A 12,512-nucleotide genomic window follows, 5' to 3' on the forward strand; every position below is an offset into this window, starting at 1 on the left:
GTGTGTCAGTCCTGCATTTGCTGGCTGGTACACCGCCATCGCAGGCAAGCCAGCTCCCACAGTTTGACCCTGTGTTGTCAGGGGGTTGGGGTCGAGCGCGTAACGATCGCCGCCACGTCCACCCCGCGCGGCAAGGTGCCGTACACACGGCCGGACGACGCCCCCAGGCGGCTGGCGATAAACCCGTCACTGACCACCGAATTCCCGGCCTCCAGCAACAGCTTGGCCTGCAACGCCACGGCAATGTCCTCGGTCAACTGCCGCGCGCGGTACTGGATGTCCTGAGTGTCCATAAACGCCGACTTCAATTGCTCGATATGCCGCGCCAGCTGCTTGTCACCATGCCCATCGCCCAGTTCGACAAACAATGCCTCCAGCACGCCCGGTTCTTTGGACAATGCCCGCAGCACGTCCAAGCACTGCACATTGCCGGAACCTTCCCACGTCGAATTCACCGGCGCCTCACGGTAAAGACGCGGCAGGATGCTGTCCTCCACGTACCCGGCGCCGCCCATGCATTCGGCGGCCTCATTGATCATGGCCGGTGCGCGCTTGCAGATCCAATACTTGCCCACCGCCGTCACCAGCCGGGCAAATTTGGCTTCCTGTTCGTTATCCAGATGGTCCAGCGCCCGCCCCATGCGCATGCTCAAGGCCAGGGAGGCTTCGCTCTCCAGCGCCAGGTCGGCCAGCACGTTTTGCATCAACGGTTGTTCACTGAGCACGCGGCCGCCGACTGAGCGATGGGCGCAATGGTGGCTGGCCTGGGTCAACGCCTGGCGCATCAAGGCGCTGGAGCCGACCATGCAGTCGAAACGGGTCATGGCGACCATTTCGATTATGGTCGGCACGCCCCGGCCTTCTTCGCCAACCATCCAGGCCAGGGCGCCACGAAACTCCACTTCGCTGGAGGCGTTGGAGCAATTGCCGAGTTTGTTTTTCAGGCGCTGGATGTAGAACTGGTTGCGTGTGTCATCCGGGCGATGCCTTGGCAGCAGGAAACACGTCAGGCCTTTGTCAGTCTGCGCCAAGGTGAGGAACGCATCGCACATCGGTGCCGAGCAGAACCACTTGTGCCCTACCAGCTCATAGGCTTGGCCGGGGCCGCCGGCGCCCACGGGATAGGCACGGGTGGTGTTGGCGCGCACGTCGGTGCCGCCTTGCTTTTCGGTCATGGCCATGCCGATGGTGGCGCCGGCTTTGTGGGCGATGCCGACGTTGCGTGGGTCGTATTCGGTGTTGAGGATTTTCGGCAACCAGGTCTTCGCCAGGTCCGGTTGCAGGCGCAGGGCCGGGACGCAGGCGAAGGTCATGGTCAACGGGCAACCGCTGCCGGCTTCGGCCTGGCTGTGCAGGTAGGTCATGGCGGCGCGGGCCACATGGGCACCGGGCTGCGGATGCGCCCACGGCAGCGATGGCAGGCCATGCTCGACGGCGGTGCGCATCAGTTCATGATAGGCCGGATGAAATTCCACCAGGTCGATGCGATGGCCGTAGCGGTCATGGCTGTTGAACACCGGCTTGTTCTGATTCGCCAGGAACCCGGCCGCCATCAACGGCCCACCGGCCAGCGCGCCGTACGCATCAATACGCGCCTGCGCCCAGCCGGCGCCAAAGCGTCGCGACCATTCTTGCAGGGGCAGGTCGATACGATAAAGGTTGGTGCCGTCCAGGGACGGCGGCTGGTTGGTGACGTCGTGGGTTTCGGCAAATTGATGCAGGTTCATGACGGGCCTCCTGGAAAATAGGCCACGTGCGGTTGAGGCCTGAATTTCAGTTAAGCACCGTCATCGGGCTTAAAAAAGTGGCATACCCGCCTATTGTTCGGCGCTTTCGCCCTCTAACGGGCACAACAGGTGCCGCTCCAGCACCGTTTGCAACGCCTCGAAACGTACGGGTTTGCTGAGGCGTTCGGTGATGCCGACCCCATGACAACGCTCTCGATCCGGGGCGTGCAGCGAGGTGCTCAGGGCAATTACCGGCAGCTCGCCGCAGCCGGGTAGCGCACGAATCTGACAGCACAACGAGAAGCCGCCCTCGGGTATATCCAGCAGCACCGCATCAAAGGTTTGGTCCTGAAAAAGCGCCAAGGCGGCCGGGCCGTTATCCACGGTTTTCACCCGATAACCCAGCTTGAGCAACATGCCGCGTACCGCCAATTGGCCGACACTGTTGTCGTCCACCAACAGCACCGTACATTCCTGGGGCGCTCGTTGAGCGTGGGGTTTGTGCGTTGCCGGCTTTGGCTCGGGCGGCACCGGGTTGACGCTCATGTCCAACTGGAAGCGGCTGCCCTTGCGGGGCTCGGAATGATGGGTCAGGCGCCCGCCGAGCAGTTCGATCAACTGCCGACAAATCGCCAGGCCGATGCCCAGGCCGCCGTATTCGCGCGTCATCGAACCGTCGACCTGGAAGAAGCGCTGATACAGCGTGGCCTCATCGAGGAAAGCGAAGCCGATGCCGCTGTCGGTCACAATGAAGCTCAGGCGCAGTTCGCCGTCACTGTGCGGCACACCCACCACGCGCAAGCGCACCGCACCTTCGTGGGTGAACTTGAAGGCATTGTCGAGCAGGCAATCCAGGCATTGAGTGAGTTTGCCGGCATCGCCAATCACCCGGTCCGGCAGTTCATCGGCCACGTCGATAGAAAACTCCAGGCCTTTGCTGTGCGCGCTGGCGGTGAATTGCTGGCGCAAGGTGTCGAGCGTGCCCCGCAGGCTGAAGACCTGGGGATGGGCGGTGAGGCGCCCGGCCTGCAATTCGGTAAGGGTGAGAATGCCGTTGACCATGCGCATCATGTCCCGCGCAGAACCGGCGGCGGTTTGCTGGTACTGGGTAAGGTCGTCATCCAGCGGCACGGTCTGCATCAGCTCCAACGAGCCGATCACGCCATTCATTGGGGTACGAAGTTCGTGGGTCAGCGTGGCGAGGAATTCATCTTTGAGGCGGTTACTGCGCGCCAATTGCTGGTTGAGCACTTCAAGCTTCTGGCTGGCGTCGAACAGGATCTGCGCCTGCTGCTCACGCATGCCGTTGATGCGGTCCGCCAGGGCCAGGGACAACAGCGCCACTTCGATGGCCGAGCCGAGCTGGCTGGCGTACATGGTGAGGAACATATTGGGCAGGTAGCCCAACACCATCAGGGTGTTGACCACCCCGCCCAGCAGGAACGCCGACCAGGCGATGATGAAGTAACGCGCCATGCGCTGGCCGCAATACCAGGCCTTGATGGCGGCCACAAAGATGGTCACGGTAAACACCAGCGCCAAACCTGTGGCCAAACGCAGGGCCACGGCGTAGCTGGTCAGCAGCGCCAGCACCATGACCAACGCGCCAGCCGCTGCCAATGCCAGCAAAACCCGGTCAAGCCAGCGGCTGTGCTGCGCGGTGTGCAGGAAACTGCGCGCGAACAAGCTACCGAACAACGCCGCCGAACCGATCAGGAAAGGTACCGCCGCATTCGCCCACCATGGATTGTTCGGCCAGAAATATTCCACCGCCACGCCGTTGACCGAGAGCTGGTAGAGGCCGAACGAAGCGATATAGAGGATGTAAAAGAGGTAGCTGGTGTCGCGCACGCTCAAGTAGATGAACAGGTTGTAGACCAGCATCCCCAGTAACACGCCATAGATAGCCCCCAATACATACAGGCGCAGTGGCTGTTGCTCCAGGTAGGCGGTGGCAGACCATAGCGTCAGCGGTGCCTGGATCGAGCCTTGGCTTTGCAGGCGCAGGTACACGGTTTGCTGCTGGTCAGGCACGAAATTGAGCTTGAACAGGTAGTTGGCCTGGCGCACTTCACGGCTGGAAAACGCCAGGGTGCTGCCCGTGCGGGTAGTCAGGCGGTAATTGCCGGTGCTGTCGCGCTGGTACAGGTCCAGTTGGTTAAGCGGCGGGTACGCCAACTCCAGAAACCAGGTGCGCGGGGCGCGAGGATCAGTGGCGGTGTAATGCAGGTCGACCTTGAGCCAGAACACCGAGCGTGAATAGCCGGCGTTGAGGGTGGCTTTGTCATGGGGTTTGAACTGGGCGGCGAAGGCGGGAGTGCTGACATCGGCGATGGTGAGGGCGTCGGTTGGGTCTTCGAACACTTGCATGACGCGGCCCAGCGGCAGGCTTCGAGTATCCGGGTTGAACTCGATGGCGCTGGCGAGCATCGGCAGCCCGCACAATAAAAAGATCAGCAAATAGCGCATAGAGCCCCAGCGTGGCCTGTCCGGTTATGTCAAAAGTCCCCCATTCCTTTTGAGTAGACGTATACCGGCGATACATTAAGTTGTTTGGATCCACTCTAGCATAGCCGCTAGAGGCCATTGGACACCATTGAAATAATTTTTTGAAAGGCTCTAGAACGGGCATCTCAAGCGCTTTCCGAATAAAAAACCAGCCAAGCCAAACCATAAACATAAGCGGGAAATTCGCCTCTCGCCCAACAGCCACGCCAAAAGCGTTTGGTGGTAAGCTCGCGCACCATGAATATCTACAGCTCTCGCCCCGTTGTCCTCTGTCTCTCCGGCCACGACCCCAGTGGTGGCGCCGGCTTGCAGGCAGATATCGAAGCCCTGCTTGCACAAGGCTGTCATGCGGCCCCGGCCGTCACTGCCTTGACCGTGCAGAACACTGTCAATGTCAGCGATTTTCGCGTGCTCGACCGCGAGTGGGTACTGGCCCAGGCCAATGCCGTGCTGAGCGACTCCGAAGTGACGGCGGTGAAGCTCGGCATGCTCGGTTCCACCGCGATGGTCGACACCGTGGTCGAACTGCTGCAGGCGCACCCGCACCTGCCGGTGGTCTGCGACCCGGTGCTGCGCGCCGGTGGCGGCGGCAGCCTGGGCAAGGACGAAGTCGGTTATGCCATGCGTGAGCGGCTGTTGCCACTGTCGCTGATCGCTACGCCGAACTTGCCGGAAGCGCGCATCCTCGCCGAATTGCCCGAGGGCACGGCGGACGAATGCGCCGAGAAGCTGCTGCCGTTTGTAAAGCATCTGCTGATCACCGGCGGCCACGGCGACGAGCATGAAGTGCACAACCGCCTGTACAGCCGCGACGGCACGCGCCAGACCTTTACCTGCCAGCGCCTGCCCGGCAGCTATCACGGCTCGGGGTGCACGCTTGCCAGCGCCTTGGCCGGCCGGATCGCACAGGGCGAAGGCTTGGCCAGCGCGGTGCAATCGGCGCTCAACTACACTTGGCGCACCCTGCGTGACGCCGAACAACTCGGCCAGGGCCAGTTCGTGCCGCGCCGTCTGCCGCTGGATTTCTGCTCTTAACCGCACAAGAGGCCTGCTTGATGAAACTACGTGGCCTTTACGCCATTACCGACAGCCAACTGTTGGCCGGCAAATTCCTCGCCTACGTCGAAGCAGCACTGGACGGTGGCGTAACCCTGTTGCAGTACCGCGACAAAAGCAGCGACGAAGCCCGGCGCCTGCGTGAAGCCGAGAAACTGCGCGAGCTGTGCTCACGCTACAAGACCCAGTTGATCATCAACGATGACGCCGAATTGGCCGCGCGCCTGGGCGTCGGCGTACACCTGGGCCAAACCGACGGCCCACTGACCCCGGCCCGCGCACTGCTCGGCTCCAAAGCCATCATCGGCGCCACCTGCCACAGCCAGATCGAACTGGCCGAGCAGGCCGCCAAGGAAGGCGCGAGCTACGTCGCCTTCGGCCGCTTTTTCAATTCCAACACCAAGCCCGGCGCGCCGGCCGCCACGCTCGACATGCTGGCCCAGGCCCGCACGCGTCTGCAGTTGCCGATCTGCGTGATCGGTGGCGTCACCCTGGAGAACGCCGCCCCCCTGGTGGCCCACGGTGCCGACCTGCTCGCCGTGGTACACGGCCTGTTCGGTGCCGACAGCACCCAGGAAGTCACGCGCCGCGCCCGCGCCTTCAACGACCTTCTTAAAGTTTAAGTGTAGAGAGCCCGATCATGTCCCGTTCCGAAACCCTGTTTGCCAATGCCCAGAAACACATCCCCGGCGGTGTGAACTCCCCCGTGCGTGCGTTCAAGAGCGTCGGCGGTACACCGTTGTTCTTCAAGCATGCCGAAGGCGCCTACGTCACCGACGAAGATGACAAGCGCTACGTTGACTACGTAGGTTCCTGGGGGCCGATGATCCTCGGCCACAGCCACCCGGACGTGCTCGACGCGGTGCGTCAGCAGCTGCAACACGGCCTGTCCTATGGTGCGCCGACCGCCATGGAAACCGAGATGGCGGACCTGGTGTGCTCAATCGTGCCATCGATGGAAATGGTGCGCATGGTCAGCTCCGGCACCGAAGCCACCATGAGCGCAATCCGCCTGGCCCGTGGTTTCACCGGCCGCGACAGCATCATCAAGTTCGAAGGCTGCTACCACGGCCACTCCGACAGCCTGCTGGTAAAAGCCGGTTCCGGCCTGCTGACCCAAGGCGTGCCAAGCTCGGCGGGTGTGCCGGCCGCGTTTGCCAAACACACCCTGACCCTGCCGTTCAACGACATCGCTGCCGTTGAGCAGATGCTCAGCGAAGTCGGCCAGGACGTGGCGTGCATCATCGTCGAGCCGGTAGCCGGCAACATGAACTGCGTGCCACCGGCACCGGGTTTTCTGGAAGGTTTGCGCGAGCAGTGCGACAAGCACGGCGTGGTGCTGATTTTCGACGAAGTGATGACCGGCTTCCGCGTAGCCCTCGGCGGCGCCCAGGCTTACTACGGCGTCACGCCGGACCTGAGCACCTTCGGCAAGATCATCGGTGGCGGCATGCCCGTGGGCTGCTTCGGCGGCAAGCGCGAAATCATGCAGCACATCGCGCCGCTTGGCCCGGTGTATCAGGCGGGCACCTTGTCAGGTAACCCATTGGCCATGGCGGCCGGCCTGACCACCCTGCGCCTGATCAGCCGCCCGGGTTTCCACGCCGAGCTGACCGACTACACCACACGCCTGCTCAATGGCCTGCAACAGCGCGCCGATGCGGCGGGTATCCCGTTCGTGACCACACAAGCAGGTGGCATGTTCGGCCTGTACTTCAGCGGCGCCGACGATATCGTTACCTTTGATGACGTGATGGGCAGCGATGCCGACCTGTTCAAGCGCTTCTTCCACTTGATGCTCGAAGGCGGCGTTTACCTGGCACCGAGCGCTTTCGAAGCCGGGTTCACCTCAATCGCCCATGGCGAAGCGGAGTTGAAACTGACCCTGGATGCTGCCGAGCGCGCTTTCGCAGCCCTGAAGTAAGCCCTGATATAAGGGACACACACATCTGACGTTGCCCCTCGCAGCGTCAGATTTGCTACTTTGCCTACAGAGATTTCCTGCATTTTTCGAGAAATCACCTGCAATCCGGCAGATAACTTGCCTACGCAGCAGAAAAACGAGTAAAGACTTTGTAAGCAGGGGCCTGCTTATTTCATAATGCGCGCTTATTGGACCCCCGAGGGTCCGCGTGCCCCGTCAGAGGTAAGTCGATTCCCATGAAACGCACCGGCCGCACCCTGGTTCTGGGCTGCCTGTTGCTCCTTCAGCCGCTGCTGGCACATGCCCAGGCAGGCGGCAACTCGTTGTTAATCCCAGCGATGGGTCGTTGCACCCTCAATACCCAGCCAGACAGCCAGGCCGAAGCCCTGAGCGCGTGCCAGAAACAGGCCGACGGTGGGGATGCGCAGGCGCAATACGAGTTGGGCGAGTACTTCCACGACGACAAAAACCCGGCCCGCGACCTCAACAAAGCCCTGAGCTACTTCGAAAAGGCTTCGTTGCAGGGCCACGCCCAGGCGCAATTCCAACTGGGTAACATGTTCTTCAAAGGCGAAGGTGTGCCGGCCAATAACGTCCAGGCCTACATCGTGCTGAAAATGGCAGCGGTCAACGGTGCCGAAGACGCGCTGGACACGGCCGACGAAGTCGCCGAGCACATGCAGCGTGATGAACTGGAAGTGGCCACCCAAGTGCTGGGCCAGATTTTCCGCAATTACCTGCAGGAATTGCAGAGTGCCGACGGGCGTTCGCCCTTTTCGCCCCTGCCCTGATTTCAGCTAAGCCCCCCTACCGCTATCGCAGGCAAGCCAGCTCCCACAAGGAAATGCATTCCAAACGTGGGAGCTGGCTTGCCTGCGATAGCTTGACTCGGTCTAACGCCTTACTTCTCAGGCATCGGCATCGGAAACGGCATCACATTGCTGGTGCCACGCGCTTCGCTGATCTTCGGCGTGCCCAGGCGCTCGACTTCATCAATGCGCACAATCGAATGCATCGGCACAAAGCTGCGCACCACGCCTTCAAACTGCGCCTTGAGTTTTTCTTCGCCCGGGTCGACGACCAATTGGGTGCGCTCGCCAAAGACGAACTCTTCCACTTCCAGGAAGCCCCACAGATCACTTTGATAGATCTGCTTGGCGTACATTTCGAACACCTGGCCCTGGTTGAGGAAAATCACCTTGTAGATTGGAGCTTCACGTTTGGTCATGGTGGGCGAACAACACATCGGGGATATAAAAGAGGGCGCGAACTATAGCATGGCACCCGATGCACAGCGCTAGGAACCAATGGGCATGCCCCCTATAATGCGCGGTTCTTTACCACCAGTTGACGATTCCCATGGCCAAGAAGCTTTACATCGAAACCCACGGTTGCCAGATGAACGAGTACGACAGCTCGCGCATGGTCGATCTGCTGGGCGAACACCAGGCCCTGGAAGTCACCGCCCGCGCCGAAGATGCCGACGTAATCCTGCTCAATACCTGCTCGATCCGCGAGCGTGCCCAGGACCGTGTGTACTCCCAGCTGGGCCGCTGGCGTGAATTGAAACTGGCCAACCCGGAGATGGTGATCGCCGTCGGCGGCTGCGTGGCCAGCCAGGAAGGCGCCGCGATCCGCGACCGCGCCCCCTATGTCGACGTGGTTTTCGGCCCGCAAACCCTGCACCGCCTGCCGGAAATGATCGACGCCGCACGCATCACCAAGCTGCCGCAGGTGGACGTGTCGTTCCCCGAAATCGAAAAATTCGACCATTTGCCCGAACCGCGCATCGACGGGCCGAGTGCCTATGTGTCGGTCATGGAAGGCTGCAGCAAGTACTGCACCTTCTGCGTGGTGCCCTACACCCGTGGCGAAGAAGTCAGCCGGCCGTTTGACGACGTGCTGTCGGAAATTATCCACTTGGCCGAAAACGGCGTGCGCGAAGTGACCTTGCTGGGCCAGAACGTCAACGGCTATCGCGGCCAGACCCACGACGGGCGCCTGGCCGACCTCGCGGAGTTGATCCGCGTGGTGGCAGCGGTGGACGGCATCGAGCGTATTCGCTACACCACCTCGCACCCGCTGGAGTTCTCCGACAGCCTGATCCAGGCACACGCCGAGGTGCCGGAGCTGGTCAAGCACCTGCATTTGCCGGTGCAGTCGGGTTCGGACCGCATTCTGGCGGCCATGAAGCGCAACCACACCGCCCTGGAGTACAAATCCAAGCTGCGTAAATTGCGCGCCGCCGTGCCGGGCATCTGCATCAGTTCGGACTTCATCGTCGGCTTCCCTGGCGAGACCGAGAAAGATTTCGAGCAGACCATGAAGCTGATCGAAGACGTCGGCTTCGACTTCTCGTATTCGTTCGTCTACAGCCAGCGTCCAGGCACGCCGGCAGCGGACTTGGCGGATGACACGCCGGAATCGCTGAAAAAAGAGCGCTTGAACGCGCTGCAACATCGCCTGAACCAGCAAGGTTTCGAGATCAGCCGACAAATGGTCGGTTCGATCCAGCGCATCCTGGTCACCGACTACTCGAAAAAAGACCCGGGCGAATTGCAAGGGCGTACCGAGAACAACCGGATCGTCAACTTCCGCTGCGACAACCCGACTCTGATCGGCCAGTTTGCCGATGTGCACATCGATGCGGCGCAACCGCACTCGCTGCGTGGGTCGCTGATCAACTGACCTCAAGACATATGAGGATCAAATGTGGGAGCTGGCTTACCAGCTCCCACAGTGGATCTTCATGGTTCTTGAGATTGAGCCAGCCTATATAAGTGCTTTCGCCCGCCGAGCGCTGGCGTTATCCTCTCTTTCACCTAAACAGCCAAAGGGCGGCTAAAAGCAACCTTGAACGCACCCATAGCAGAACCCCATCGTTTCCTCCTCGAGCCGTTTGAGGCTCGCCGTTTCGCCAACCTGTGCGGACAGTTCGACGAGCACCTGCGCCTGATCGAACAACGCCTGAGCATCGAGATCCGCAACCGCGGCAATCAGTTCGAGCTTATTGGTGAACCCCAGCACACCACGTCTGCAGAAAACCTGCTGCGCCGCCTCTACCGCGAAACCAAGGGTAGTGAGCTGTCGCCGGAGACCGTGCACCTGTATCTGCAGGAATCCGCCGTGGAAGACTTGGCCAACAACCCGGTGGCCGAAGCCAGCGTGGCCCTGCGCACCAAAAAAGGCATGATTCGCCCACGCGGCTTGAATCAGCAGCGCTACGTCAAGGAAATCCTCGGTAACGATATCAACTTCGGCATCGGCCCCGCCGGTACCGGCAAGACCTACCTGGCCGTGGCCTGTGCGGTCGACGCCCTGGAGCGCGAGCAAGTGCGGCGCATCCTGCTGGTGCGCCCGGCGGTCGAGGCTGGCGAGAAGCTTGGCTTCCTGCCCGGCGACCTGGCCCAGAAGATCGACCCGTACCTGCGCCCGCTCTACGACGCGCTGTACGAGATGCTCGGCTTTGAATACGTGGCCAAGTTGATTGAGCGCCAGGTGATCGAGATCGCCCCGCTGGCCTACATGCGTGGTCGCACCTTGAACAACAGCTTCATCATCCTCGACGAAAGCCAGAACACCACGGTCGAACAGATGAAAATGTTCCTCACCCGTATCGGTTTCGGCTCCACCGCCGTGATCACCGGCGACGTCACCCAGGTCGACCTGCCCAAGGGCACCAAGTCCGGCCTGGCCCAGGTGATCGACGTGCTCAAGGACGTGCCAGGTATCAGCTTCACGCATTTCATGCCCAAAGACGTGGTTCGCCACCCGCTGGTGCAGCGCATTGTCGAGGCCTACGAGCGCTTTGAGCACCGCGATGACGCACCCGCCAAGGACGTGCGCCGCGATGCTTGAGCTAGACCTGCAGCTGGCCACCGACGCGCCCGCCCCCAGCGAAGCGCAGTTCCGTCAATGGTGCGCTTTGGCCCTGCGCCAGCGCACCGCCGACTCGGAACTGACCATCCGCCTGGTGGACGAGCCCGAAGGCCGTGAACTGAATCACACCTGGCGCCAAAAGGATTACGCGACCAACGTGCTGTCCTTTCCCGCCGACGTGCCGGATGAGTTACTGGATATCCCGTTACTGGGCGACCTGGTGATCTGCGTCGAAGTGGTGGAGCGCGAGGCGAAGGAACAAGGCAAGGAACTTGAGGCCCACTGGGCCCATCTAGTCATCCACGGCTGCTTGCATCTCTTGGGTTACGACCATATAGACGATGACGAAGCCTGCGAAATGGAAACACTGGAACAAACGTTGCTTGCTGAACTGGGTCACCCTGATCCGTATGCAGACGACGAAAACTGAAACTACACATAACTGACACAACAAAGGATTTAGAGTAATCGCTATGAGCGAAGACCGATCGAGCAACGGGCAGAAGTCATGGCTGGGTAAACTGACCCAGGCTTTTGCCCACGAGCCGAAAAACCGCCAGGAGCTGCTGGAGCTGCTGCGCGAGGCCCATCAGAACAAGTTGCTGGACAGCGAAGCGCTGGCCATCGTCGAAGGCGCCATCCAGGTGGCTGACCTGCAGGTTCGGGACATCATGGTCCCGCGTTCGCAGATGATCAGCATCAAGGCGACCCAGACCCCACGGGAATTCCTCCCGGCCGTGATCGACTCGGCGCACTCGCGCTACCCGGTGATCGGTGAAAGCCATGACGACGTCATGGGCGTCCTGCTGGCCAAGGACCTGTTGCCGCTGATCCTCAAGGAGAACGGCGACAGCTTCAACATCAAGGACCTGCTGCGCCCGGCCACCTTCGTGCCTGAATCCAAGCGCCTGAATGTGCTGCTGCGCGAGTTCCGCGCCAACCACAATCACATGGCCATTGTGATCGACGAATACGGCGGCGTGGCTGGTCTTGTGACCATCGAAGACGTGCTCGAGCAAATCGTCGGCGACATCGAAGACGAGCACGACGTCGAAGAAGACAGCTACATCAAGCCGCTGCCCAGCGGTGATTTCCTGATCAAGGCGCTCACGCCGATCGAGAACTTCAACGAGTTCTTCGACAGCGAATTTTCCGACGATGAGTTCGACACCGTGGGTGGTTTGGTGATGAGTGCGTTCGGGCACCTGCCAAAACGTAACGAAACCACTGAGATTGGCGCTTATCGCTTTCGCATTCTGAATGCGGATAGCCGTCGTATCCACTTGATCCGCCTGACCCCGATTGCCCGCTAAGGAAGGGGTGGGGCATCAGCTATTTCCTGTGTCGCGTTGCCCCTGAGAGCGGGCCAGGCAAGGCGCAGGCCGCAGGGAATGGCGTTCCCTTTTCAAGGCCTGCAA

At 61.1% G+C, this 12,512-nt stretch carries 11 protein-coding genes; 8 read left to right on the plus strand and 3 right to left on the minus strand.

Translation table 11 applies throughout. The features are described 5' to 3' along the window. Positions 1-77: 77 nt before the first annotated feature. Together FEM54_RS11520 and FEM54_RS11525 are read right to left on the minus strand one after the other, a co-directional pair. On the minus strand, positions 78-1,727 hold the full coding sequence (locus FEM54_RS11520) for an acyl-CoA dehydrogenase family protein (RefSeq protein ID WP_138450946.1): 1,650 nt from the start codon (positions 1,725-1,727) through the stop codon (positions 78-80). Between the two features lie 90 nt (positions 1,728-1,817). Beyond that, a complete protein-coding gene (locus FEM54_RS11525) occupies positions 1,818-4,196 on the minus strand; it encodes a hybrid sensor histidine kinase/response regulator (RefSeq protein WP_138450947.1) in 2,379 nt (792 codons plus the stop codon). Between the two features lie 276 nt (positions 4,197-4,472). Between FEM54_RS11525 and FEM54_RS11530 the strand changes: the two genes are divergently transcribed. From FEM54_RS11530 to FEM54_RS11545, 4 genes are all read left to right on the plus strand, one after another. Further along, positions 4,473-5,270 carry a hydroxymethylpyrimidine/phosphomethylpyrimidine kinase gene (locus FEM54_RS11530; protein ID WP_017136071.1) on the plus strand — a complete coding sequence of 266 codons (798 nt, stop codon included), beginning with the start codon at positions 4,473-4,475 and terminating at the stop codon, positions 5,268-5,270. 20 nt (positions 5,271-5,290) lie between these two features. After that, the gene (gene thiE, locus FEM54_RS11535; RefSeq protein WP_017136070.1) at positions 5,291-5,914 is read left to right on the plus strand and encodes a thiamine phosphate synthase; all 624 of its coding nucleotides are present in this window, start codon (positions 5,291-5,293) and stop codon (positions 5,912-5,914) included. A 17-nt stretch (positions 5,915-5,931) separates the two neighbouring features. After that, the gene (gene hemL / locus FEM54_RS11540) at positions 5,932-7,215 is read left to right on the plus strand and encodes a glutamate-1-semialdehyde 2,1-aminomutase (protein WP_138450948.1); all 1,284 of its coding nucleotides are present in this window, start codon (positions 5,932-5,934) and stop codon (positions 7,213-7,215) included. 236 nt (positions 7,216-7,451) lie between these two features. Further along, entirely contained in the window at positions 7,452-8,006 is a 555-nt protein-coding gene (locus FEM54_RS11545) for a tetratricopeptide repeat protein (protein WP_017136068.1), read from the plus strand. Between the two features lie 110 nt (positions 8,007-8,116). On the opposite strand, the gene FEM54_RS11550 is transcribed toward FEM54_RS11545, so the two are convergent. Then, on the minus strand, positions 8,117-8,443 hold the full coding sequence (locus FEM54_RS11550; RefSeq protein WP_003194436.1) for a DUF1820 family protein: 327 nt from the start codon (positions 8,441-8,443) through the stop codon (positions 8,117-8,119). Positions 8,444-8,574: 131 nt separating this feature from the next. On the opposite strand from FEM54_RS11550, the gene miaB reads away from it, so the two are divergent. From miaB to FEM54_RS11570, 4 genes are all read left to right on the plus strand, one after another. Continuing rightward, positions 8,575-9,903 carry a tRNA (N6-isopentenyl adenosine(37)-C2)-methylthiotransferase MiaB gene (miaB, locus tag FEM54_RS11555; protein ID WP_099547593.1) on the plus strand — a complete coding sequence of 443 codons (1,329 nt, stop codon included), beginning with the start codon at positions 8,575-8,577 and terminating at the stop codon, positions 9,901-9,903. Positions 9,904-10,068: 165 nt separating this feature from the next. Beyond that, positions 10,069-11,073: a PhoH family protein gene (locus tag FEM54_RS11560; protein WP_017136065.1), complete on the plus strand. Its 1,005-nt coding sequence runs from the start codon at positions 10,069-10,071 to the stop codon at positions 11,071-11,073. Continuing rightward, complete coding sequence (ybeY, locus tag FEM54_RS11565; RefSeq protein ID WP_017136064.1) at positions 11,066-11,524, plus strand: rRNA maturation RNase YbeY; 459 nt, start codon at positions 11,066-11,068, stop codon at positions 11,522-11,524. The genes FEM54_RS11560 and ybeY overlap by 8 nt, the downstream gene beginning before the upstream one ends. 43 nt (positions 11,525-11,567) lie before the next feature. Further along, a complete protein-coding gene (locus tag FEM54_RS11570; RefSeq protein ID WP_010206772.1) occupies positions 11,568-12,407 on the plus strand; it encodes an HlyC/CorC family transporter in 840 nt (279 codons plus the stop codon). The last annotated feature ends 105 nt before the right edge of the window (positions 12,408-12,512 follow it).

It is taken from the genome of Pseudomonas edaphica, assembly GCF_005863185.1.
Lineage (GTDB): Bacteria > Pseudomonadota > Gammaproteobacteria > Pseudomonadales > Pseudomonadaceae > Aquipseudomonas > Aquipseudomonas edaphica.